The following is a 22,542-nucleotide window of genomic DNA, read 5'->3' as shown; positions in this document are numbered from 1 at the left end:
ATCACCTGATGATTGAGTTGTCCTCGATGCATCCTTCAACGAGGGAGTGGGGAGCCGCCCGGGTGCCGCTGCCGACGAGGCTTCCGACATTGACCGAGCAGTTGATCCCGAAGAGGACGTCGTCGCCGATGATGGCGCCGAACTTCCTCCGCCCGGTAGTCTTCCCGCAGACTTTCACCGCTCCGTTGTCGTGCCTGAGGTTCGCGACCTTGGTGCCCGCTCCGAAGTTGCAGTTACTCCCGACGATGCTGTCGCCGATGTAGTTGAAGTGGGGAATCTTCGTCCCCGACATGATGATGGAGTTCTTGAGCTCGGTCGCGTGCCCGATATGGCAGTTATCACCGATGGCGGTGGAGCCCCGGATATAGGCGTGGGGGCCGATGACGCAGTTCTCGCCGATGACGCAGGCTCCCTCGATATAGGTCCCGGCCCGGATGACCGTCCCTTTTCCGATGCAGACCGTCTCCGGGACGGTGCATCCGTCCTCGACCGTTCCGTGCCGCTCGTGGCGGATCGAGGAGAGAAGCCCCTCGTTTGCGTCGAGGAGGTCCCACGGCTGCCCCACGTCGAGCCAGTAGGCGAGCGAATATGCCCTGAGCGTTCCTTCATTGATATAGGTCTCGAGCGCGTCGGTCAGCTCGAACTCGCCCCGGCCCGATACCTTGAGCCCCGAAAGGAGGTCGAAGATGTCGGGTTCGAAGAGGTAGGCGCCCGCGTTGATCAGGTTGCTCTTCGGGTCTTCGGACTTCTCCTCGAGACCGGTGATGCGGCCTCCTTTCACCGTCACGACGCCGTAGTCCTGCGGGTGGTCGGTCTCGTGAATCCCCACGCACGGAGCGTCCATCCGGCAGAATCTCCCGATATCGTCGGATTTGAGGATCATATCCCCGTTCAAGAGGAGGAACCGGTCGTCGATCATCCCTGCCGTCGACCGCAGGGCGTCGGCGGTGCCGAGCTGGTGGCGCTGGGTCACGTAGGCGATATTCACGCCAAGGCTGCTGCCGTCTCCGAAGTGGTTCCGGATCTCGCGTTCGAAGTACCCGACGACGAAGGTGAAGTCGGTGATTCCCGCATCGCGGGCCGCGACGACCAGGTGCTCCATCATCGGGCGGTTCGCGATCGGAAGCATCACCTTCGGGCGCCGGGCGGTCAGGGGACGCATCCGTTTCCCCTCTCCTGCTGCCAGTACGACACACTGCATTTATCTACTCCAGAATACGTTTCGCCCGCTCAAGGGCGGTATGCCCCGCTTCAAGCATCTCTTTTGCCTTTGCGGGTGTTCTTCCCTCGGCCGTGATCCGGACCTTCGGTTCGGTGCCGCTTGCCCGGATCAGGTACCAGCCGTCTTCATCCTCGACCCGGATTCCGTGCGTCGGCTCGTCTGCTCCCATCGCCGCCATGACCTCCCGCGGGGCACCGGCCCGGTGCGACTCCCGGAGGAGGGTGTAGCGGGGCATCCGGTCGAGTTCTTCTGCAATCGACCACTCCGACGCGATCTCGCAGAGCAGGCCCGCGGCGTAGATCCCGTCCGGGCAGTAGGAGTGCTCGGGGAAGATCCAGCTCCCCGACGCCTCCCCGCCGAAATCCCCCCATGAGAGGAGCTCTTCGGAGACGAAACTGTCGCCGACCGGCGTGCGGCGGACTTCCGCGACCTCCTCGATTGCCATCGAGGCGTCGACGGTGGTGACCACCCGCTTGCGGTCGAGATACTTCGCAAAGAGCATGAGGAGGTGGTCTCCGTCGATGTAGCGGCCACGTTCGTCGAACGCCATCATCCGGTCGGCGTCGCCGTCGTGGATCACCGCGCACGCTGCGTCCCGCCGCCGGACGATCTCGCCGATGTAGGGGAGGTTTGCCTCGAGCGGTTCCGATGGGCGGGCAAACCTGCCCATGACGTTGCAGTTCAGGCCGATCACGGTCGCCCCGGCCCCGGTGAGGAGGTCGGGGGTAATGACGCTTCCGGCACCGTTGCCGCAGTCGAGCACGGCAGTGATGGGGCGTGAAAGACTGACCTTATCGAGGATTGCCTCCCGGTGCGCGTCCACCGCGTCTATCGGTCGGACGTGCCCCTGCTCGTCCCAGTTCTTCCAGTGCGTCCTCTCGATTGCGTCCTCGATCGCCGCCTGCTGCCGGAGGGTGAACGACGACCCGTCGGGGTTGAACAGTTTGACCCCGTTGTAGGACTCGGGGTTGTGCGAGGCGGTTATCATGCAGCCCGCGTCCGTCTGCCGCGTCGCGTGCGCGACCGTCGGCGTGGGCGCGATCCCGCAGGAATAGACGCTTGCACCGGCCGAGAACATCCCGGAGACGACGCAGTGCTCAAGCAGTTCGCTGGTCGTGCGGGTGTCCCGGCCGACGGCGATCCCCGGGGCTCCGGCTGCGATCGCTGCTCCGATGCGGAGCGCGAGGTCGACGAGACCGGGGCCGAACTCCTGCCGGATGCCGGAAGAGCCGAAAAGCATACTCCTGTATAATCCTTTCTTTCCTAAAAAAAGGTATTCATCGTCCGTAGGGGCACCAGTGCTCGAGATCTATAAGGCCGCTGACCCCGGCGGCCGAGGGTCCGAGGAATATCGTCCGTTTCTTCTCCCGGTACTCTTCGATGCAGGCGACCCCCGCATCGCTCGTCATGCCGTCTCCGCCGACCAGGAGGATCTCGGCCGCCTCCGGCGTATCGACGATCTGTTCCGCAAGCGCCCGCTCGAGCACCGGCATCGAACCGACGAGGTAGACCTTCTTTCCGGCGACCTCGCGGGAGAGTTCCGCAAGACAGGGACCGTAGCTGTCGGGGGTGCAGGGCCGGAGCCTCCGTGCCAGGCAGAGGAACGCCGAGACGGTGTTGATGATCGCGCCCGCCGCACTTCGCTGCTTCTGATTCGTGAGCGGCGCACCGAACATAAAGGAGATCCGGGTGTTCGCCCGGACCGGCTCGCTCGTGACGAACTGCCCGCTCTGCCCGCCGAAGCGCCCCTCCATGCGGACGCCTTTCGGGTACTGGCAGGCATCTGCGTCGTGGTTCACGGCGAGCGTCACGATACCGTCCTCGCACCCGCTGTCCGCGAGGATCGTCTCCAGTCTCTCGATTGCATCGTGCCAGAAACTCATGGTTTTTCCTCCGTATCCGACAGGATCGCCCGCACGGGCGACCCGTCGATTCCTTTGAGCCGCATCGGAAGTGCCGTCATGAGATAGTCTCCTTCCGGCACGGCGGAGAGATCGAGGAGCTCAAGGACGACCGTCCCGCTCCCGAGCAGCCGGCGGTGGACGGAACCGTCGCAGTTGAACGACTCGATCGACGGGGCGTCGGTCCCGATGCAGGTGATCCCGGCCTCGACGATCATCTCCGCCGAAGCGGGGGAGAGCGACGGGTACCCGGGATCGAACTCCCGCCGTCCCGAGAACCAGGTCTTTACGAGGATCGTCTTCGCGCCGTCGAGGCGGCCGGCGAGGTGACCTGGTTCGATGATCTCCCTTACGTCGCTGCAGTCGAGCACCCGTGCGCCCCCCATCAGCACCGCGAGCGGGATCTCGTCGACCGTCAATCCCCCCTTGATGTAGTGCGACGGGGCGTCGAGGTGCGTCCCGGTATGGCTCCCGAGGGTCATCTCGGTCACGCGGTACTGTCCGTTGTCGATCTCGCGGAACCGGGGCCGGACGTCTCCCGGGTAGAGGACGGCGTCCCCGGAGAGGTCCCGGGTGATGTCGTAGACCGTCACGGGGACACCTCCCCCTGCCACCCGAACTGCCCGATCAGCGGCACGAAGCAGACGCCGCCGAGCGGGATCGTCTCCACCCTGCCTTCGCGTTTGACGAGTTTGACGAGATCCTGGCACTCCCGCGGCCCGACGGGAGCGACCAACCGCCCTCCCTTGCCAAGCTGGTCGATGAGGGGTTGGGGGATCTCGGGCGATGCTGCCGTGACGACGATGGCGTCGTAGGGCGCCTCCGGCGGATAGCCCTGCGTGCCGTCGCCGACGACCACCTCGATGCCGGTGACCCCTGCCCGCGCGAGGTTCTCTCGCGCCCGGTCGGCGATGTCCGGGAGGCGTTCGACGGAGACGACCTTTGCGGCGAGTTCGGCGAGGAGCGCCGCCTGGTAGCCGCTGCCGGTTCCGATCTCGAGGACGCGGTCGTGGGAGCGGATCTCCAGGTGTTCGGTCATGACGGCGACGATGTAGGGCTGTGAGATGGTCTGCCCTTCGCCGATGGGGAGCGGCCGATCTTCGTAGGCCACACGTTCGAGGTTTTTGGGCACGAAGAGGTGGCGGGGGATCTTTCGCATCGCGGCGAGCACCCGTTCGTCACCGATCCCCCGTGCCCGGATCTGGAACTCCACCATCTCCTCGCGTTCCCGTCTGCAGGGATCGGCCTCCATCCTCCCGTCTCCCGAATCAAAATCCTGATTCAGCTTTGTCGATCGCGGCGTCGATCTGCTCCTGCAGGACCGCAGGGAGACCGCTGATCTTCACATCCAAAAACCCGCGTATAATGGTTGCGGTGGCCTCCTCCTCGGAGAGTCCCCGGGCCATGAGGTACTCGATCTCGTGGCGGGCAATCTTTCCTACGGCGGCCTCGTGGGAGAGTTCGGTGCCGGTCAGCGTTCCCTCGATCTCGGGGATGGCGTGGACGATGCCGTCCTTTAAGATCAGGCCCTTGCACTCGATGTGGCCGCGGGTGTTGTCCTTCTCGCCGAGGATGTGGCCGCGGGAGATGATGGTGCCGCCGGTGGTGATCGCCCGGGTGATCAGTTCGGCGCTCGTGTTCTCGGCGCCGAGGATGGCCCGGGAGCCGAGATCGAGGGTCGAACCGGGTGTCGCGACGACGATGCTCGAGAACCGGGCAACGGCGTTCTTCCCGACCAGGCGGGCCGTCGGGTACATGTCGACCCGGTTGACCGGCTGCATGCAGACGTAGTTCGAGAGAAAGGTTCCGTCCTCCTCGACGACGGTGGCGCTTCGCGGGAAGACGCTGATCCCCTCTTTCCAGTTGTGGATCATCGTGGACGTGACCTTGGCGCCTTTGCCGACGTAGATCTCGGTCACCCCGATGTGCGCCCCGTGCTCCTTCTGCCAGGAACTCGCGCAGCCCGAGATGATGTTGATCTCCGAGCCTTCCCTCGCGATGAAGAGGTTGTGAACGTGCTGCACCGGCTCGTCGCGCAGGAAGAGACAGGCCTGGAGCGGCATCTCGACCTTCACGCCTTCGTGGGCGATGACGACGAGGCCCTGCGGGTTCTCCTGTTTTGCCAGGTATTGCGTGTATTTGTCCTTGTCGCGCGAGACGGCGTTCCAGTAGTAGTCTTTCACCCAGTCGTACTTTTCGAGAGCGGCCTTGATGGGGATCATCTCGATCCCTTCGGCCCCGCAGGTGGTCTGGATCACATCCTGGTCGATCTGGAAGAAACTCCCGCACCGGTTCTGCATTCCGACCTCGAGGCCGGTCAGAGCGAGACGTTCCCGGTCCTCCTGCGAGAGCTGTTCGATATCGCCTACATCTGTTTGCAACGCATACACTCTCCGTATCCTTTCTCTTTGACCACGCGCAGGATCTCGCGGGGGTTCCCGTGGCACCGGATCCGGCCGTCGATCAGCACGTGTCCCTGGTCGGCCTCGAGGTAGTCGAGGATGTAGCCGGTGTGGGTGATGATGAGGCCGCTCTTGCGGCGGTTGACGATATGGACGTCCTTTTCGAGGAGGTTCGCGATCTCTTTGCCCATCAGGCCCATATTCTCGAGGTCGACGCCGCTCTCCGGCTCGTCCAGCATGAGGAAATCGGGCTGCTGGACCTTCAGTTGCAGGACCTCGCTCCGTTTGATCTCGCCGCCGGAGAACCCGACGTTGGTGTCCCGGGCGAGAAAGTGCTCCATGTTGACCGTCTGCGCGAGCGCCTCTAGCGCGTCGTTGCCGAGATGTGACGTGGCGGTGAGGAGTTTTCCGAGTTTCAGCCCTGATATCGCGGGCGGGTGCTGAAACATCATGCCGATCCCGAGATGGGCGCGCTCGTGGATCGGCATCCTGGTGATATCCGTTCCCTTAAAAACGATGGACCCGGACGTGATCGTGTAGCCGCCGAATCCCATGATGGCTTTGAGCAGCGTGCTCTTTCCCGAGCCGTTCGGCCCCATCAGGATATGGGTCTCCCCCTGCCCGATATGGAGGTTGATGTCGTGGAGCTTCTCGGTGCCATCCACTTCCACGTGCAAATCACTGATATCCAGCATACGGCACTCCGTTCCATGTATTTGTCAGGGGATACATTAACACTTGCCAACGGAACAGTTCTCGTTTCGGCCGGAGGGAGGTCGAACGACGCCGGTCTGGCGGTGCTTTGGGGTATTTGCTGGTATGGGTTGCCGCCCAATCGAAATGGGGTTGGGATTGGAGACGGAATCGCGGCGGTTCACTTTCACCCCGCACGCGGCCTACGGTTAAGTAACGCCCTCACGCCGTTTCTTGTATGGAACAATCTGCATTCACCACGTTTGCCTGTCTCGCCGAGCGGGCCGCCCGGTATCCGACCGTTGTTCGGCGGAGCCAGATGCGTAAGACGGTGTACTTCGCCTCCAGGTCCCCCGGGAACCGCACCTTTCTCGAGGCAGAGAGCCACGCGTAGGTCCGGGAACAGCCGGTCACCCCGTGAGATATTCACGGGCCCGGAGGTACGACCCGGGTCGGTCGTGGGCGTTGCCGACGAGGTGGTTGTGGAGGTTCACGGCGGCCTCCGCCTCATCGAGCATGACGTTGTAGGCGTCTATCGCTTCGTTGTAGTCGCCGGCCATCCTGTTGTATTCCGTGACGAGCCGGTTGTACTCCCCGGTCTTTCCCGACCGGAAGAGATCGGCCATCTTTGAGTCCAGGGCCGTGAGAGCCTTCCGGTCAGCTTCGAGCTCGCGGGTGCGCACGGTAAGTTCCTCTTCGAGTTCATCGACCCGATCGCGGGATGCGGAGAGGGCGCGTTCGATCGTCTTAATCTCCTCACAGGCCGCATAGAGTCCGTCTCCGTCCCCGACCTGTATCACGAGCGGATCGGAGGAGAGAATCGTTCCGTCCGCGAGCGCCGCAGGCGGGATGCCGACGTAACTTCTGTTCGTGGTCTCGATGTAGGCATACGTTGTGTTCCGGTAGCGGCACCCGGCGCTCTTCACCCCGACGGCCATGTGCTTCTCCTCCCCGAAGTAGAGGAGCGCGACCCCGTAACCTTCCCGTGCGAGGAGCCCGGCGAGGAGGAGGCTTTTGTCGTCGCAGTCACCCTCGGCGTCCACGTAGGTCTCGATCGGGAACTTCGGTTCGGTCATCGAGGCATCGGTACTGTAGGGGATTGACTGCACGAACGCCGCGATCAGTTCGAGGTAGCGGTCGTCGTCGAGTTCTTCCCGGTCCCGGATCTCGCGGAGAGTCGCGAGCAGGTCGGTATAGAAGGGCTCCTGGTGGGAGTCGTTGACGAACGCCAGGTAATAGATCGGGATCCACTCCTCTTTCGCGAGGTCTTCATAGAGGTAGAGTTGCCTGTCTGCCTCTTTCGCACCGGCGTAGACCGCCGGGTCGGGCTCGATCCGGATCGTCTCCTCCCCGTCCCCGAAGGGGAAGGTGTAGACCGGCACCTCTCCCGGGGCCGCCCCCTCGACCGGCACGATCGCCGGTGGGACGGCCGCAGGATGGAGGAGGCCGCCCAGGCACCCGGCCGCGAGGATCACGGTGGCGAGGGCGAACGCGATGAGGATTTGTCGCCGCATCGGATCAGATATACTCCGGGAGGTCCGCGAGCGAGTCGATGACGAGGTCCGGTGTGATGCCTGAGTGGCGGACCGTCTCTTCCCGGTACTTGCCGGTCTTTACCAGGATGCCCTTCATCCCGCAGGCCCGGGCGCCGCCGATATCGGTGACGATATCGTCGCCGACCATCGCCGCCTCCCCGGGCTCCGCCCCGATATCCCGGAGCGCCCGGAGGAAGAACGCCGGGGAGGGTTTCCCGATCACCTCCGCCTCTTTCCCGGCGGCGTATTCGAGCGCGGTAACGAAGGGGCCGGCGGAGAGCATCAGCCCGTCCGCCCCCATCCAGTACCGGTCCTTCTCGAGCGCGACGAGGTCCGCACCACCTATGAGGAGGCGGAATGCCCGGTTCAGGCACTCGTAGGTGAGGCAGTCCCCCGCATCGGCGACCACGACCGCATCGGCCCCCTCCTCCACGGCCGTGATGCCGGCCTCCTCGAAGTCCGTCCGGGCGTCGGGGGTGGTGAGGAGAAAGCACCGGGTCCGACCCCCTTCCCGCAGGTGTGCGGCGCCGGCGACAGGTCGGTCGCCGACGTAGAGGACGCCGTCGATGTCGATCAGGACTGCTCCTACCTTCATGTCTCTCCTTCTGTTGTCCGTGGGAGTATTTATGCGGTGTCCGGGAGGGGCGGAACATCCGTAAGAACCTTCATGGGGTTGCAGGTGTACCCGGCCCCGATCTGAAAACCGCCATGAGGAGGGGATGAGGATATGGATGCATTCGAACGGATACCGGTGGACGTACGCTGGAAACTCGCCGCCCGGGAGGTCTCCGCGCTGCCGCTTGCCTACCGGAGAGTCATCAGGGACGGCGCCGACGACCACCTCTACAACGAGGTCGAGCGTGCGGTCTGGCGGGAGCAGGGCCGGGAAGCGGGCGTCATAGCCCGTGCTTTCGGGATGCCGCTCGGGAACGCACGGGAGGTTGCGGAGGCGTTTGCGGCGGCGACGAAGTTGCTCTTCGGGCCGGAATACCGGTACGAGGTCCGGGACTCGGCTCCGGGAGAGGCGGTTCTGACCGTCAGGGGATGCGCGATGACCGCCCGGGCAAAAGAACTGGGGGAGAACCCGCTCACTGCCTGCAACGCCTGTCATGCCTACACGAACGCCGCGATACCCGGCCTGAACCGGGACTACGCCCCGAAGTACCGGAGCGCCATCTGTGCCGGCGACGAAGCGTGCTCGATCGTGGTGAGGCCTGCACGGCAGTGACGCGGGAGGGCACGCCCCCCCGTTCACTTTCACCGTGCGGTGGGTATCTTGAATGCGGGCGGAGTGCAAACCCTCTGCCGGAAGAATGGTTCGCGCGTTTAACCTGAGAGGGAGGTACGCCCCGGGCATCCGGTCGCCGTTCATCAGCCGTTCCGGCGACGAGGAAGCCCGGAGGCTCCGGGACGACCTCGTCGCCGGATACCGGGGCCGGGCGCTTGAAGACGTCTTTTGCGGCCGTGAAACGGTGTGCCTTTCCGGGACGTGCTACGTCATCGAGTCCGAAAGCCCCATGAGCCTCGATGCCCGGGACCCCGACCGGGCGGCAGCGGCCCTCCTCGGCGACCTCACCCTGGTCCGCGGCATAGGCGAAGCGACCCGGCGGCGGCTGGAGGGACGGGGCTGCCGGTCGGTCGCCGATCTTATGAGGCACCCTCGCTACCGCCGTGATGCCGCACGGCTCCTCGATTCGATAGCGGAAGGGGACGCCCGCGATCTCGTGGGAGAGATCGAGCGGCGGCGGCGAAGGAGCGATCCGCTCCTCCTCGAGGCCAGCCGGCTCCACGCACCCGAAGATTTCGTCTTTCTCGACATCGAGACGCTGGGGCTCTTTTCACGGCCGATCATCCTCATCGGCCTCGCCAGGGTAAGCGGCGGGTCGATCGCCGTCCGCCAGTATCTCTCGAGGTCGGCCGAAGAAGAGGGAGCGGCGCTCGCCGCCGTCCTGCCCGACCTGGAGGCGGAGGGCTCGGCCCTCGTCACCTTCAACGGCCGGGCGTTCGACGTCCCCTACATCCGGGATAGGCTCGCCTGCCACGGCATCCCGGCAGACCTCGCCGTTCCTCACTTCGACGTTCTCCACTTCGCACGCCGGCGGTGGAGGGGATCGCTCCCCTCCTGCAGGCTTGGTGCGCTCGAGACGGGGGTTCTCGGCGTCGCCCGGGCGGACGACGTCCCGAGCCGGATGGTGCCGGAGTTCTACGAGACCTACCGCCGGACCGGAAGTCCCGGGCCGCTTGTCCCGGTCGTGGAACATAACCGGCAGGATATCGTCTCGCTTGCCCGGCTCTTCGCGCTTCTCCGGGGAGATGACGGGGGCGGTGCGGCACCGTGCCGGTCCCCGCCGGGAAGGGGCGGGGGGACGGAAAATATCAAGACCGATCCGGAGGGTGATGAAAAAATACTTCCTCCATACCGCGCACATCCCGAAAAGTGAGTATATTTCTTGATTGTATGTTTACCGGTTAATAAAAATGCGAATGTTCTATACGGGTCTTAAATTATGTTTTTTTGCAAATCAGGAGCAATATATCGGAAATAAAGAAGCAAAATGTTTTTGTATGTCCTGTTTCAGACATTAGAAACTGCCCCCAATATCTTTTTTCGCAGTTCGTCACCCTCGTGTCGTAATCCATCGTGCAGCCACCCGTATGATACGGTCATGCCAGATCCTCTTCCTCGAAGGTGAAGACCTCCTCGATGGTGGAGCCGAGCGTGTGGGCCACTTTGTAGGCGAGTTTCAGGGAGGGGTTGTACTTCCCCTTCTCGAGGAAGACGATCGTCTCCCTCCTGACCCCGACCTGCTGCGCCAGTTCCTCCTGGGTAATCCCCGCCTTCGCCCGGAGTTCCCGGATCCGGGTCTTCACCCGGCGTCCCCCTCCCGGAGCAGGCGCCGTCCGATGGCGTTCGTCGGCCTCACGCCACGTCCCCCTGCCGGAAGAGGTACCACTGGAATAGCCGTGCGGAGAGCCCCATCAGCAGGATGGCGGAGAGCAGCACGCCCTCGACCGTGAGGGCGACCACGCCGAGATAGTCCACCCAGAAGAGGAGCGCGAGGAAGACGATGGTGAGAAGCCAGGAGTAGGAGATGCCGTATGCCCCGATCTTCTGCGTCCGCTCGTCTCTCTCCGGCCCGTCCCGGAACCTCCAGTGCCGGACCACGGCCACCGCGAGGATCACGAGACCGATCGTCACCATAAGCGAGGAGAGCGCCTCCGTCCTGTCTACGAGGAACGGGAGGAGGATACCTGCAGCGCCGAGAACCGCTCCCGCCGCAATCTGAACCGCATAACGTCTCTTCATCGTTGCACCAGTTATGTATATCTAACATGGTGTTAGAAAAATATAACTTTATCGGTCTTGAGCGGTCAGGCTCCGGGGACGAGACGCCGGGTAGGCCGTAAATACCTGCCCTGATCACGTTTCCGGGGAATTAGCGTCCTGAAACGCCCCCGCTGCCGCGGATGCCCCGGCGGGATCGCCGCGTTCGGGCGTGCACGGTATGCATGGTGTCTCCGGGGAACGGCGGAGCCGGGGAGAAGGGTTGACTTCCCGATCTTCGATGTCTGCAATTTCTCGAGATTTCTCCAAAACCTTAATTTTGGTTGAGATTCTTTGGGTGCTGATCATATCCTATCGTGAACAGGGTCGAACCATGAAACGGTTACTGATAGTCTCAAACAGGCTTCCGATCAGCGTATCCCGCAAAAACGGCGATCTCCGTCTCCAGCGGAGCGTCGGCGGCCTTGCCACCGGGGTCGGTTCGTTTTACAAATCCTACGAGAGCCTCTGGGTCGGCTGGCCCGGGATAAACATCCAGAAGCAGCAGAACGAAGAGAAAGAGAGGATCGTCGATGTGCTCAGAAAAGAGCAGTGCCATCCGGTCTTCCTTTCCCCGTACGATATCCGGCACTACTACGACGGGTTCTGCAACAACACCCTCTGGCCGCTCCTCCACTACTTCAACCTCCATGCAGAGTACGACCCGAAGACGTGGCAGGTCTACCAGCGGGTGAACGAGAAGTTCTGCGACGCCGTGATGGAGGTGGCCCGGCCCGACGACACCATCTGGGTCCACGACTATCACCTGATGCTCCTCCCGCAGATGCTCCGGGAGCGTCTCCCCGATGCCGAGATCGGCTACTTCCACCACATCCCCTTCCCGTCGTTCGAGGTCTTCCGGCACCTGCCCTGGAGGGAAGAGATCCTCTCCGGCCTCCTTGGAGCGGACCTCATCGGGTTCCATACCTATGGCTACGTCCGCCATTTCCTCTCCAGCGTCCGGCGTCTCCTCGGCTACGAGCATACCTTCGGGGAGGTCAGAACCGGCACGCGGGTGGTGCGAACCGACCTCTTCCCGATGGGGATCGATTACCACCGGTTTGCCGACTCCGCGGGCAGTGCCCCCGTCCAGAAGGAGATAACCCGGATCCGGCAGATGTACGGGAAGCGCAAGATCATCCTCTCCTTCGATCGTATGGACTACACGAAGGGTATCCCGCTCCGGCTCGAGGCGTTCGACGCGCTCCTCGAGAAGAAGCCGGATTACCAGGGCAAGGTCTCCCTCGTCCTCGTCGCCGTCCCGTCCAGGACCGGCGTCAGGAGTTACCAGACGTTGAAGAAACGGATCGACGAGCTCGTCGGCCGGATCAACGGGAAGTACGGGACGACCGACTGGGTTCCGGTCCGCTACTTCTACAACTTCCTCCCGTTCGAGACGCTGGTGGCGTTCTACAGCGCCGCCGATGTCGCCCTGGTGACGCCGCTCCGGGACGGCATGAACCTGATGGCAAAAGAGTACGTCGCCACGAGAACCGACGGCACGGGCGTCCTCATCCTCTCCGAGATGGCGGGTGCGGCCGAGGAACTCGGCGAAGCGATCATCGTCAACCCGAACGACCGGGACGCGGTGATCGAGGCGATCGAGACGGCGCTCGCCATGCCGGAGAAGGAGCAGATCGAGCGGAACCGGACGATGCAGAGGAGGTTGATGCGCTACGACATCGAGCACTGGGTCGGCGACTTCCTCACACGCCTCGGCGACGCCCGGACGGTCCGGGTCGAACGCTCCGAACAGATCGTCACCCCCGCCATCAGGGACGAGCTGGTCTCCGACTACGCTGCCGGCAAGGGCCGGCTCCTCCTCCTCGACTACGACGGCACCCTGGTGCCGTTCGCCGCAAGGCCGCAGAAGGCGGTTCCCGGCGACGCAACCCGGGAGGTGCTCAAGTCTCTCTCCCGGACGCCCGGAAACGAGGTGGTGGTGATCAGCGGCAGGGACCGGTCCACGCTGGACAACTGGTTCGGGGAGCTGGATATCGGGATCATCGCCGAGCACGGCGTCTGGGTGAAAGAGCGCTCCGGGGAGTGGCGGATGCCCGAGCCCCTCTCGGACGAGTGGAAAGGGGAGATCTACCCGCTCCTCGAACTCTACACGGATCGCACGCCCGGCGCCTTCATCGAGGAGAAGGACTACTCTCTCGTCTGGCACTACCGGAGAACCGATCCGCTGCTCGGGGCGCAACGGGCGAAAGATCTCAAAGACGACCTGCTGCACCTGACTTCCAACCTCAACGTCGGCGTCATGGACGGGAACAAGGTCATCGAGATCAAGAACAATGTCGTCAACAAGGGCAGAGCAGCGCTGAACTGGGTCTCCCGGCACGCCTGGGAATTCATCCTCGCCATCGGAGACGACAGGACCGACGAAGATCTCTTCGAGGCGATGCCGCCGGACGCCTACTCGATCAAGGTCGGACTTGCCCCGAGCAGGGCCAGATTCAACCTGGTTGCCCAGCGGGACGTGCTGCCCCTGCTCCGGAGGTGCATCGAGTGCGATAAGAAAGGCGTTTCCGGGAAAAAAGAGAGGCCGGGGCGAGAGAAGGGCCTTATCGAGTCGGCTGCTCCGGGATGACGGACCTGACCGTCAGGAAGACCGGGCCCCGGAGATCCACCTTTTTGTTGTGGTCGGTGATGTGCCGCATCGCGTACTCCTCGATGCGCAGGTTGACGTCCGAGGGGAGTTTCGACATCTTCACCTGGACGTGAGCCTCTTCACCGCACCGTGCCGCTTCCTCGATCCGGGCGGCGGCGAGGCTCGATACCGCGTCGAGGTAGGTTATCCCGGTGGAAACGCCTTCCTGCCGGACGGTCGCCCACTTCTCGATGTCCGGGACACCGAGCACCGAGCCGTCGTGGACGAAGACCTCGTTTGCGCAGGCAGGACCGCAGAGTTTCGTGTTGGACTCGGGCTCCTCGACGATGACTTCAACCTCCCTTCCCGCGATCTCGCCCTTCCAGGCGGTGAACGCACAGGGCCCGGGGGCGGTTGCGTGCTCGGCGGCCGTAGCGCGGATCGCCTCCGCCATCCGTTTCCCGGCAACGGTTCTCGGCTCCTCACGGAGGTGGACGGCGCCGGCGACCTCGCGGTCGGAGATCTCCTGCGGGAAGAACTGCGGATGGGTCAACTGGCGGATGTCGTTTGACTGGTAGGCGATCATCGCGAGCCGCTCCACCCCGAGGCCGAGGTTCATCACCGGCACGCCGATCCCGTACTCCGCGAGCGCCGAGGGGGAGTAGATGCCGAAGGTGGCGACCTCGACCCAGCCGAGGACCGGGTGGCGGGCGTAGACCTCCGTCTGGGTCTCGGGCATGTAGTACTTCGACCGCTTCTCGTCGGGCTGGAACCGGAACTCCGTAAAGCCGAAGGCCGAGAGGAGGGCCTCGCTGATGGCTTTGCCCTCTTCGAGGGTGACGTCCTCGCCCGCGACGACGCAGGAGGCCGAGTGGTAGGCCATCAGGCGGGTGGGGCCTTCCTCCTGCTCCCGCCGGAAACACCGGTCGACCGAGAAGAGCCTTATTGGGAGGTGACGCTTCTCCCAGAGGGAGGAGAGCGTCAGGAACCAGCCGCTCGTCATGTGGCTCCGGAGGGTGTTGCGCGACGACTCGGGCGCCAGTTCCCGGAACTCGGGGAAGACCGCATCCAGGATATGCACCACGGCGGCGTCGTCTGCCTCGAGGACGGCCGCGAGTTCGTGCGTCAGTTCGTCGCCGTCGATCGTTCCCTTCTTGTAGCCGTGAAGGGTCTCGCGGAGTTTCTCCTCGGTGCCGGGGGAGACTGCACGGCCGAGGATGGCCTCGATCTCATCAAGCTGCTTTCTTGCAATCCCGACGTTCGGGCGGGGCAGCCCGCCGAGGTAGAAGACCCGGTCGAGGACGGCCATGGCTTCGGGACCGAACTGCCGGTAGATATCCGATTCTTCGACGATCAGGGGATTCATCGCCTCGTCGAACCCCATCGCGAGGTAGGTCTCGCGGAGCCGCTGCACGATCTCGAAGATCGGGTGCGGTGTCGCCCGGGTGTACCTCAGCCGGGGGTACCGGCCGGAGACCCCGGCCGGTGTCAGAACCGACGGCCCTTCGTGCCAGGCATGCTCGAAGTCCTCTCTCGCCCTCTTTTTGAACTCTTCCACATCGAATCTCATACATCTCGCTCCAGGCAGACGACCCGGCTCACCGGGCTCTCGTCCATGATGCAATAGTCGCAGTATTCCGCGATCTTTTCCGCGAATGCCCGTACCTCGCTGTGTTCGGGCATCTGCGTCCTCTGCAGTCGATTTCTACTGTACCCCAGATACATATAACCCTTTACCTCCACGAACCGGGCTCCGGAGTCCTGGTAGATCGCCGCGTAGCGCTCGGGAGAAAAGTCGTTGTAGCCGCGCACCACCGTGGTGCGGATGGCCGACCGGCGTTCCCGGAGCCCGGCAAGGCTCTCGTGAATCCTGTCCCAGTAGTCCTCCCGCGGCCGGCAGAGGGCAAGATAGGTCTCCCGGTCGGGGGCGTCAAGGGAGACGTAGGTCTGGTAGGGCCGGCACCGGGCGAGGACGTCGGGACGGGTGCCGTTCGAGACGAGGAACGTCGTATATCCGTCCGCGTTGAGGGCATCGACCAGCTCCGGGAGCCGCGAGTAGCAGGTCGGTTCCCCCGAGAGTGATATCGCGACCATGGTGGGGTCGAGGGCCTCCGCGAACCGTTCGGGCGCGACGTAGGGCGAGACCTTGTAGCCCGAGAGCGCCCTCTTCTGGACGCGCCGGAGGTTCTCGACGATGACGTCCGGCGGACACTCCTCCTCCTCCACGACCTCGTGCTCGAACGACCGCCAGCAGAAGAGGCACTGCTGGTTGCACTTGAGAGTCGGGGTCATCTGGACACAGCGGTGGCTCTCGATGCCGTAGAACTGCGCCTTGTAGCACATCTCGCCACCTTTGAGCGCCCGCTTGTTCCACATACAGGGTTTTACGGCCGCCGAAGAGGTCGGGGTGATGAACTGGTAGCCCTGCTTTTTGAGGGCCTTACATGCTTCTGAGCGCATCGATCCCGAGAGTCTCGAGGGACTCCTGTAAGGTGTTCCTGACCGCGTCCACGAGCGCGAGGCGGCTGTTCCGGGTCTCGCCCTCGCTCTTCAGGACCGGGTCGTAGTGGTAGAAGGCGTTGAAGAGGTCGGCGAGCTCGCGGGCGTAGGCTGCGAGGAGGTGCGGGCGGAGTTCCTGCACGGTCTGCTCGATGGCGGCCGGGAACCGGGCAAGGTGCCGGGCGAGCGCGACCTCGTGGTCGGTCTCAAACGTGTAGGCCCGCTCGAACTCCCCGGCCTTCTCGAGGATGCTGCAGGCCCGGGCGTGGGCGTACTGGATGTAGGGCCCGCTCTGCCGCTCGAAGTCCAGCGCCTCCTTCCAGTTGAAGACCGTGCTCTTCTCCGGCGAGACCTTCACGATGTCGTAGCGGATGGCGGCGATGGCGACCGACTTTGCGATGGCGCACCGCTCCTCCTCGGGGAGTTCCGGCCGGCGGGCAGTCACCTCGTCGAACGCCTTCGCGGCAACCTCCTCGATCAGTTCGTCCGCCGAGACGAACTTGCCCGCCCGGGTGCTCATCGAGCCTTCGGGGAGGGAGACGAACTCGAAGAAGACGATCTCGGGCGCCTTCTCGCCGAGGAGTTCGAGGGTCGCACGGAGCTGGCCACCGATCAGTTTGTGGTCCGCCCCGAGGACGTCGATCATCCTATCGTAGTTTCGCGCCTTCCAGGTGTGGTAGGCGAGATCCCGGGTGCTGTAGACCGAGGTGCCGTCGCTCCGCCGGAGGATGTACTTCTTCTCGAAGCCCTGCTCGGAAAGATCGACCCAGAGCGTCTCGTCCTCGTGGGCCTGCGGCAGCCGCCGCACCTGCTCGACGATCCGGTCGACGTCGCCGATCCGGACGAAATCGCTCTCCCAGACGAACCGGTCGTGGTGGGCGTTTAAGGCCGCGAGGGTCGCCTTGATCCCTTCCGCGCAGAGGGAGACGGCTCTCCGGAACTTCGCGACGGTCTCCGCGTCGCCGCGCTCCACCTTCTGCATGAGGTGGTCGATCTCCTCGGTGATCCCGGGATTCTTCTCGATCTCCCGGTTCGCCGCGACGTAGACGCGGGCGACATAGTGGTCTTCCTTCTCGCCCTCCTTTCGGGCGATATCGAGGTGGTCGAATCCCCACGAGACGATGGCGATCTGGCGGCCCATGTCGTTCAAGTAATACTGCACCTCGAGCGGGTCCCCGGCCTTCCGGAACGTCCGGGCAAGGGTGTCGCCGATGACGGTGTTTCGTATGTGGCCTACGTGGAGCGGGCCGTTCGGGTTCGCGCTCGTGTGTTCGAGCACGACCCTGCCGGAACGGCGCTGGAGGGCCCCGTAACCCGGCTCGATCGCCTCCCTGACCGCCTCCGAAAGAAGCGTCGGGCCGAACCGGAAGTTGACGTAAGGGCCTGCCGCCTCGACCCGGACGTCGCCGAGCTCGGGGTTCCCCGAGAGTTTCTCCGCGATATCGGCGGCGATCTTCTGGGGGGCCCGTTTCTCAGTCTTCGCAAGTTTGAATGCTATCGTCGAGGCGAGATCGGCGTGATCCCCGCCTTTCGCGAGGAGGACATCCTCCTCGCCGGTGCATGCCCGGAGCATGCGCTCGATCTGGTGGTACTTCTCCTGATACATCATTAGTATCCTGTCCTGTAGCGCAGGATTGCAGCGATCCCGCCGAATGCGTTGTAAAGCATCGAACCTTCTTCGAAGTCGTCCGAGATGATCCTGACCGTCGTGCTGCTCTGGTCGGCGAGCGTGGTCAGTTCGTCGATGATATCGGCCTCTTCGGCCACGTAGAGCGATCCGCCGTCTTTGGGGCAGGTGCCGAGGTCGAGGTCTTTGATGTGTTTGCCCGGTTCGATGCTGACCGTCCGCTCCTCGGTGTAATCGCCGTTCTGGCAGGCAAGTTTCAGCCGGGCTCTCCGGAGTTTGTCGGAGAGGAGGAGGGTGTCGACGGCACCGAGTTCCAGGTTCTTTCGAACACTCTCTTCCCCGTAAGCGGCCGCTCCGTCGTCCTTGACCAGTTCCTGGAGGAACCGGTTCATCACGGCCTTCTCCTTGATGATATCGAGGCCTTTCAGGGCATCCGACGCGTTCTCGACGAGTTCGGCAAGCCCGGACTCGTTCGTGTAGGAGACGTCGAAGAGCCCGATGATCCGCTTCTGCAGCTCGTGGTGGAGGAAACCGCCGGCCTCGAACTCCTCCTTGGTTGGTGTCGGGCCGCCGATCAGCACGCCTTTGAACCGCTCGAAGAAGTCCTTCTCGGCGAGGAAGACCTCGCTCGCGAGGTCGCCGATCTTCTTGTAGAACTCGTTGATGGCGATCAGCCGCAGCCGCTGGAAACGAACGCTCGACTGTCCACCTTTCCGCTGCTTGCCGGGTACGGTCGAGGTGACTCCGCGGACAGGCTCGATCCGGCTGCCCCGGAGAAACCCGACGTAGGCTTCCCTTCTGTCAAGGACGATGAGGCCGTAGACCTCTTTCTCCCCGAGCATCTGCTCCAGCGGCTCGAGTTCGAACGAGGAGCTGCAGCGGTACATGTAGGTGTTGAGCGGCTCGGGCGGCTCGATGATCTCGCAGTCGAGGTCGGTGCGGTCGCCGCCGACGTTGATCGTGCCGCAGAAGACCGCCATGCCGTGCTCCGGCGGGCGCTTATAGTATTTCAGGCGGGAGAGGATGGAGGATATGGCACTCTGGACGTTCGTCCTGGTCTGCTTGCTCTTGATGTTGGCGCACTGCCCGAACTCGTCGCGGAGCTGGGCGGTCACGTCGTATATCTGCTTATCCGGAGGTATATACAGGGTGATCAGCTCGGTGCCGCTCCCTTCCTTCTCCGCCAGCCTCTCAAGCATCTTCTTAAATTCGTAGCGCTTTCGCGGCGTATCCATCTCTTGCGTCTCTTCCATGGGGGTTTCACCAGGCCAGCTGAATGTTGTTCAATTGTCGAAGCTACTATATGTTTCTCTGAGGAAGGGCATAAATCTGCGCACATCCGCCGGTCCCGTGTGCCCCCTCACCACAGGCACCGGCAGATGAGGCAGATCGTCTTTGCATCGACGATCCTGCCGTCCGCGATCATCGACCCGACGTCCGCGATAGGGACACGGACGACCTCGATCACCTCGTCGTCGTCCATCCCGTAGTCGGAGCAGGGGGAGAGCCCTTCGGCCCGGTAAAGCCAGATCCGCTCGTCGGTGTAGCCGGGAGAGGGGTAAATCCAGCCTTTCGGGACGAACGTCTCCCCCTTCATCCCGGTCTCTTCGATCAGTTCCCGGTATGCGGTCTCGTGCGGCTCCTCACCCTCGTCGATGGTGCCTGCCGGCGCTTCATAGATGTAGTCGTCGACGGCGAACCGGTACTGCCGGATGAGGTAGCAGTCGTCCCCGGCGATCGGGAGGATCGCGACCGCGCCGCCGGGATGGACGACGATCTTCTCCTTTGTCCTGCCGTTCGGGAGCGTAAACACTTTCTTCTCGATGCTGAGGCGCTTGCCGCGGTAGATTTCCATGGTCACCTCTCGTACTCGATCGGATCCTCGAGCCCGAGTTCCCGGAACGCCTCCCTCCGGTAATGGCAGGAGGAGCAGACCCCGCAGGCCCGGTCGTCGTTCTGGTAACACGACCAGGTCAGCTCGTAGGGGACGCCGAGCGCGAGCCCCTTTCTGACGATATCCACCTTCGACATCCGGACGAACGGCGTCATCAGGACGATCCGCGGTTCCGCCGCCGTGCCGAGGTCGACAGCCCGCTGGAACGCCTCGATGAACTCCGGCCGGCAGTCGGGGTATCCGGGGTAGTCCCCGGTCTGGACGCCGATGAAGACCGCCTCCGCCCGCCGGGCTTCCGCGAGGCTGGTCGCGATGGCGAGCAGGTTCGCGTTCCGGAAAGGAACGTAGGTGCTCGGGACGCCCTCCTCCTCGCCGGCGTACTCCTCGACCGGGATCGAGGTATCCGTCAGGCTCGATGCCCCGATCTTTGTGAAGTGTTCGAGGCTTATCTCGACGAAATCGAGAGCATCGAGGTTTTTGGCGACGGCGCGGGCACACTCTCGCTCTTTTGCCTCCGTCCGCTGGCCGTAGGTGAAGTGGAGCGCGACGATATCGTAGCCCGTATCCTTTGCGACGTAGGCGAGCGTGGTGGAGTCCATGCCGCCCGAGAGAAGGCATACCGCTTTCTTCATTTTACCCCCAGGATCTTGTGGAGCTGCAACTGAAACCTCACCGGGAGGTTCTCCTCGACGATCTGGTCCGCGACGGCCCGGTAGTCGGACCCCTCCACCGGCGAGATGAAGACCTCGCCCCGGATCTCGCACCGGCTCATCACCGCCCGGGCGTAGAGGAGGTCGTCCTCGTCCGCCACCACGAACTTGACGCAGTCGCGCGGGGTGATGAAGGAGAGGAGCGATAGATCGCTCTTCTCGCCCGACGAGGGGCACTTGACGTCCATGCAGATGGAGGCATACGGCTGCATATCGCGGAAGTCGCAGGTGCCGTTCGTCTCGATCTCGACGGTGTAGCCGTGCAGGCTGAACTTCTCGAGGAGTTTGAGTACATCCTCCCGCTGCAGGAGCGGCTCCCCGCCGGTGATGCAGATGTGCGTCCCGCGGAGCAGCCAGACCCGGTCGAGGACCTGCGTAACGCTCATCTCTTCCCCGCCTTCACGAGCGTAGGGGGTGTCGCACCAGGCGCACCTGAGGTTGCACCCGGCGAGCCGGATGAACGTGCAGGGCCGTCCCTGGTTCTTCCCCTCCCCCTGGAGGCTCCGGAAGATCTCACTGACGATCATAGGTGCGCTCTGCGTAGCAGGTTGTCGACTCCCAGACCCGTATCTTTGCGACGCGGGCGTCGTGTCCCTGCCGCGCGGCCTCGGCGTCGATCATCTCTGCTATCAGCCCTGCGAGGTGCTCGCTCGTCGGGTCGCCGGAGGTGGTGACGACCGGGTGGAACTCTTCGATGCATGCCGCCATGGGATCGTCTTTGTTCAGGATCACCTGGTGGTCGAACCGCCCGACGACCTCTTTAATACAGTTGTAGTCGAGAACAATCCCCGTGCGTTCGTCGGCCTTCCCATCGATCCAGACCTCCACGCGCCACTGGTGACCGTGCAGCCGGAAACACTTCCCCCGGTAATGGATCAGGCGGTGGGTCGCCTCGAAAAAAACCTCTTTGTATATCCGGGTATTCATCAATGAAGGTTGCCCGCCAGGATATAATATTATATCAGCTCCCGATCTAATACCTAGGGCAGAAGATCGGCGTGCAAGCGGGTTCCACAATATATAAATCCGTAACGCGCGTTGTTTTATAGCACACCAGGAGTTGCTCCTATCCACAAATTTAACTAATTCGAGGGTATTCGATGGGAAATGGAAAATTTGCAGCCCGAAAACTGAAGCGCGACGCAAATAATAACCGGTGGCATGACACTGGCTACGCGCGACGCCAGCTCGGGCTCGATGTAAAAGCTGACCCCCTTGAGGGAGCACCGCAGGGCCGCGGGATCGTTCTCGAGAAGGTGGGTGTCGAGGCAAAGCAGCCGAACTCTGCGATCAGAAAGTGCGTCCGCGTGCAGCTGATCAAGAACGGCCGGCAGGTAACCGCGTTCGCCGTCGGCGACGGTGCCATCAACTTCATCGACGAGCACGATGAAGTCGAGATCGAGGGCATCGGCGGCAGACTGGGCAGGTCGAAGGGTGATATCCCCGGCGTCCGTTTTGTCGTGACCAAGGTGAACAACGTCAGCCTGCGTGAAATGGTCACGGGCCGCAAGGAGAAGCCGCGGAGGTAAGTAAGCAATGGTAGAAGCAGAGGCAGGAGCACAGCAGCCCCAGCAGCTCCTCTTTAACCGCTGGGACATGAGCGAGGTGGAGATCCACGATCCGAGCCTTGCCCGTTACGTGAACATGCACGCGATGATCGTGCCGCACTCCTGCGGCAAGCTCGTCGGTCAGCAGTTCAACAAGAGCAACATGCTGATCGTCGAGCGGCTGATCAACAAGATGATGCAGACCGAGAACAACACCGGCAAGAAGGAACTTACCATCCGCATCGTCCGGGACGCCTTCGAGATCGTCAACAAGAAGACCAAGAAGAACCCGGTCCAGGTGCTGGTGGACGCGGTCGCGAACACCGGGCCCCGCGAGGAGACCGTCCGGCTGAAGTACGGCGGCATCAACGTCCCGAAGTCGGTCGATACCGCCCCCCAGCGCCGTGTCGACACTGCGCTCCGGTTCATCACCGCCGGTGTCCTGCAGGCGAGCCACAAGAAGAAGAAGAGCGTGAGCGAAGCGCTTGCCGACGAGTTGATCGGTGCGGCGAACGGTGATACCCGCTCGTATGCCGTCTCAAAGAAAGAAGAAAGAGAGCGTATTGCAAAGGCAGCCCGCTAAAATTCCCTATT

At 63.2% G+C, this 22,542-nt stretch carries 25 protein-coding genes; 6 read left to right on the top strand and 19 right to left on the bottom strand.

The window, feature by feature from the left end; translation table 11 throughout:
- Position 1: 1 nt before the first annotated feature.
- The 7 genes from glmU to MEMAR_RS10975 are packed head-to-tail and all read right to left on the bottom strand — an operon-like array spanning position 2 to position 6,220.
- Positions 2 to 1,201: a bifunctional sugar-1-phosphate nucleotidylyltransferase/acetyltransferase gene (gene glmU, locus MEMAR_RS11005; protein WP_011845061.1), complete on the bottom strand. Its 1,200-nt coding sequence runs from the start codon at positions 1,199 to 1,201 to the stop codon at positions 2 to 4.
- Between the two features lie 4 nt (positions 1,202 to 1,205).
- Positions 1,206 to 2,462, bottom strand: a complete 1,257-nt coding sequence (gene glmM, locus MEMAR_RS11000) for a phosphoglucosamine mutase (protein WP_011845060.1) — start codon at positions 2,460 to 2,462, stop codon at positions 1,206 to 1,208.
- A gap of 37 nt (positions 2,463 to 2,499) precedes the next feature.
- Positions 2,500 to 3,105, bottom strand: a complete 606-nt coding sequence (locus MEMAR_RS10995; RefSeq protein ID WP_011845059.1) for a hypothetical protein — start codon at positions 3,103 to 3,105, stop codon at positions 2,500 to 2,502.
- Complete coding sequence (locus MEMAR_RS10990; protein ID WP_011845058.1) at positions 3,102 to 3,716, bottom strand: cyclase family protein; 615 nt, start codon at positions 3,714 to 3,716, stop codon at positions 3,102 to 3,104. Before MEMAR_RS10990 ends, MEMAR_RS10995 begins: the two co-directional genes overlap by 4 nt.
- Positions 3,713 to 4,375 carry a protein-L-isoaspartate(D-aspartate) O-methyltransferase gene (locus MEMAR_RS10985; protein ID WP_011845057.1) on the bottom strand — a complete coding sequence of 221 codons (663 nt, stop codon included), beginning with the start codon at positions 4,373 to 4,375 and terminating at the stop codon, positions 3,713 to 3,715. Before MEMAR_RS10985 ends, MEMAR_RS10990 begins: the two co-directional genes overlap by 4 nt.
- A gap of 16 nt (positions 4,376 to 4,391) precedes the next feature.
- Positions 4,392 to 5,504 (bottom strand): SufB/SufD family protein, encoded by a 1,113-nt coding sequence (locus MEMAR_RS10980; RefSeq protein WP_011845056.1) that lies wholly within the window; start codon positions 5,502 to 5,504, stop codon positions 4,392 to 4,394.
- Positions 5,489 to 6,220 carry an ABC transporter ATP-binding protein gene (locus tag MEMAR_RS10975; protein WP_011845055.1) on the bottom strand — a complete coding sequence of 244 codons (732 nt, stop codon included), beginning with the start codon at positions 6,218 to 6,220 and terminating at the stop codon, positions 5,489 to 5,491. The genes MEMAR_RS10980 and MEMAR_RS10975 overlap by 16 nt, the downstream gene beginning before the upstream one ends.
- Before the next feature lie 236 nt (positions 6,221 to 6,456).
- Here MEMAR_RS10975 and MEMAR_RS13200 point away from each other — a divergent pair, with 236 nt between their 5' ends.
- Entirely contained in the window at positions 6,457 to 6,612 is a 156-nt protein-coding gene (locus tag MEMAR_RS13200) for a hypothetical protein (protein ID WP_187147924.1), read from the top strand.
- A gap of 16 nt (positions 6,613 to 6,628) precedes the next feature.
- On the opposite strand, the gene MEMAR_RS10970 is transcribed toward MEMAR_RS13200, so the two are convergent.
- Both MEMAR_RS10970 and MEMAR_RS10965 read right to left on the bottom strand, forming a co-directional pair.
- On the bottom strand, positions 6,629 to 7,732 hold the full coding sequence (locus MEMAR_RS10970) for a hypothetical protein (RefSeq protein ID WP_011845054.1): 1,104 nt from the start codon (positions 7,730 to 7,732) through the stop codon (positions 6,629 to 6,631).
- Positions 7,733 to 7,736: 4 nt separating this feature from the next.
- A complete protein-coding gene (locus MEMAR_RS10965) occupies positions 7,737 to 8,348 on the bottom strand; it encodes a TIGR01458 family HAD-type hydrolase (RefSeq protein ID WP_011845053.1) in 612 nt (203 codons plus the stop codon).
- A 132-nt stretch (positions 8,349 to 8,480) separates the two neighbouring features.
- Here MEMAR_RS10965 and MEMAR_RS10960 point away from each other — a divergent pair, with 132 nt between their 5' ends.
- The gene (locus tag MEMAR_RS10960; RefSeq protein WP_011845052.1) at positions 8,481 to 8,981 is read left to right on the top strand and encodes a hypothetical protein; all 501 of its coding nucleotides are present in this window, start codon (positions 8,481 to 8,483) and stop codon (positions 8,979 to 8,981) included.
- An 85-nt stretch (positions 8,982 to 9,066) separates the two neighbouring features.
- Positions 9,067 to 10,194 (top strand): ribonuclease H-like domain-containing protein, encoded by a 1,128-nt coding sequence (locus MEMAR_RS10955; RefSeq protein WP_052291871.1) that lies wholly within the window; start codon positions 9,067 to 9,069, stop codon positions 10,192 to 10,194.
- A gap of 223 nt (positions 10,195 to 10,417) precedes the next feature.
- Here the strand turns inward: MEMAR_RS10955 and MEMAR_RS10950 are convergent, their stop codons facing one another.
- Positions 10,418 to 10,624 (bottom strand): helix-turn-helix transcriptional regulator, encoded by a 207-nt coding sequence (locus MEMAR_RS10950; protein ID WP_011845050.1) that lies wholly within the window; start codon positions 10,622 to 10,624, stop codon positions 10,418 to 10,420.
- A gap of 49 nt (positions 10,625 to 10,673) precedes the next feature.
- Entirely contained in the window at positions 10,674 to 11,060 is a 387-nt protein-coding gene (locus tag MEMAR_RS10945; protein WP_011845049.1) for a hypothetical protein, read from the bottom strand.
- Between the two features lie 352 nt (positions 11,061 to 11,412).
- Between MEMAR_RS10945 and MEMAR_RS10940 the strand changes: the two genes are divergently transcribed.
- Positions 11,413 to 13,671 (top strand): bifunctional alpha,alpha-trehalose-phosphate synthase (UDP-forming)/trehalose-phosphatase, encoded by a 2,259-nt coding sequence (locus tag MEMAR_RS10940; protein ID WP_011845048.1) that lies wholly within the window; start codon positions 11,413 to 11,415, stop codon positions 13,669 to 13,671.
- Here the strand turns inward: MEMAR_RS10940 and sepS are convergent.
- The 8 genes from sepS to MEMAR_RS10900 form a co-directional block, all read right to left on the bottom strand.
- Positions 13,646 to 15,241: an O-phosphoserine--tRNA ligase gene (sepS, locus tag MEMAR_RS10935; RefSeq protein ID WP_011845047.1), complete on the bottom strand. Its 1,596-nt coding sequence runs from the start codon at positions 15,239 to 15,241 to the stop codon at positions 13,646 to 13,648. The two genes, MEMAR_RS10940 and sepS, sit on opposite strands and share 26 nt — an antisense overlap.
- Positions 15,238 to 16,131 (bottom strand): 4-demethylwyosine synthase TYW1, encoded by an 894-nt coding sequence (twy1, locus tag MEMAR_RS10930; protein ID WP_011845046.1) that lies wholly within the window; start codon positions 16,129 to 16,131, stop codon positions 15,238 to 15,240. The genes sepS and twy1 overlap by 4 nt, the downstream gene beginning before the upstream one ends.
- Complete coding sequence (gene argS, locus MEMAR_RS10925; RefSeq protein WP_048063849.1) at positions 16,112 to 17,776, bottom strand: arginine--tRNA ligase; 1,665 nt, start codon at positions 17,774 to 17,776, stop codon at positions 16,112 to 16,114. Before argS ends, twy1 begins: the two co-directional genes overlap by 20 nt.
- Positions 17,777 to 17,778: 2 nt before the next feature.
- Entirely contained in the window at positions 17,779 to 19,050 is a 1,272-nt protein-coding gene (gene prf1 / locus MEMAR_RS10920) for a peptide chain release factor aRF-1 (protein WP_048063848.1), read from the bottom strand.
- Between the two features lie 107 nt (positions 19,051 to 19,157).
- On the bottom strand, positions 19,158 to 19,652 hold the full coding sequence (locus MEMAR_RS10915; protein ID WP_011845043.1) for an NUDIX hydrolase: 495 nt from the start codon (positions 19,650 to 19,652) through the stop codon (positions 19,158 to 19,160).
- Positions 19,653 to 19,654: 2 nt separating this feature from the next.
- Positions 19,655 to 20,323, bottom strand: coding sequence for a 7-cyano-7-deazaguanine synthase QueC (gene queC, locus MEMAR_RS10910; RefSeq protein WP_011845042.1), 669 nt, complete (start codon positions 20,321 to 20,323; stop codon positions 19,655 to 19,657).
- Complete coding sequence (locus MEMAR_RS10905; protein ID WP_011845041.1) at positions 20,320 to 20,928, bottom strand: 7-carboxy-7-deazaguanine synthase QueE; 609 nt, start codon at positions 20,926 to 20,928, stop codon at positions 20,320 to 20,322. Before MEMAR_RS10905 ends, queC begins: the two co-directional genes overlap by 4 nt.
- On the bottom strand, positions 20,915 to 21,328 hold the full coding sequence (locus MEMAR_RS10900) for a 6-pyruvoyl trahydropterin synthase family protein (protein ID WP_011845040.1): 414 nt from the start codon (positions 21,326 to 21,328) through the stop codon (positions 20,915 to 20,917). The genes MEMAR_RS10905 and MEMAR_RS10900 overlap by 14 nt, the downstream gene beginning before the upstream one ends.
- 173 nt (positions 21,329 to 21,501) lie before the next feature.
- On the opposite strand from MEMAR_RS10900, the gene MEMAR_RS10895 reads away from it, so the two are divergent.
- Positions 21,502 to 21,930 carry a 30S ribosomal protein S12 gene (locus tag MEMAR_RS10895; RefSeq protein ID WP_011845039.1) on the top strand — a complete coding sequence of 143 codons (429 nt, stop codon included), beginning with the start codon at positions 21,502 to 21,504 and terminating at the stop codon, positions 21,928 to 21,930.
- A gap of 7 nt (positions 21,931 to 21,937) precedes the next feature.
- The gene (locus MEMAR_RS10890) at positions 21,938 to 22,531 is read left to right on the top strand and encodes a 30S ribosomal protein S7 (RefSeq protein WP_011845038.1); all 594 of its coding nucleotides are present in this window, start codon (positions 21,938 to 21,940) and stop codon (positions 22,529 to 22,531) included.
- The last annotated feature ends 11 nt before the right edge of the window (positions 22,532 to 22,542 follow it).

The organism is Methanoculleus marisnigri JR1 (genome assembly GCF_000015825.1).
Taxonomy (GTDB): Archaea; Halobacteriota; Methanomicrobia; order Methanomicrobiales; family Methanoculleaceae; genus Methanoculleus; species Methanoculleus marisnigri.
This window is presented reverse-complemented; position numbering and strand designations above follow the sequence as displayed.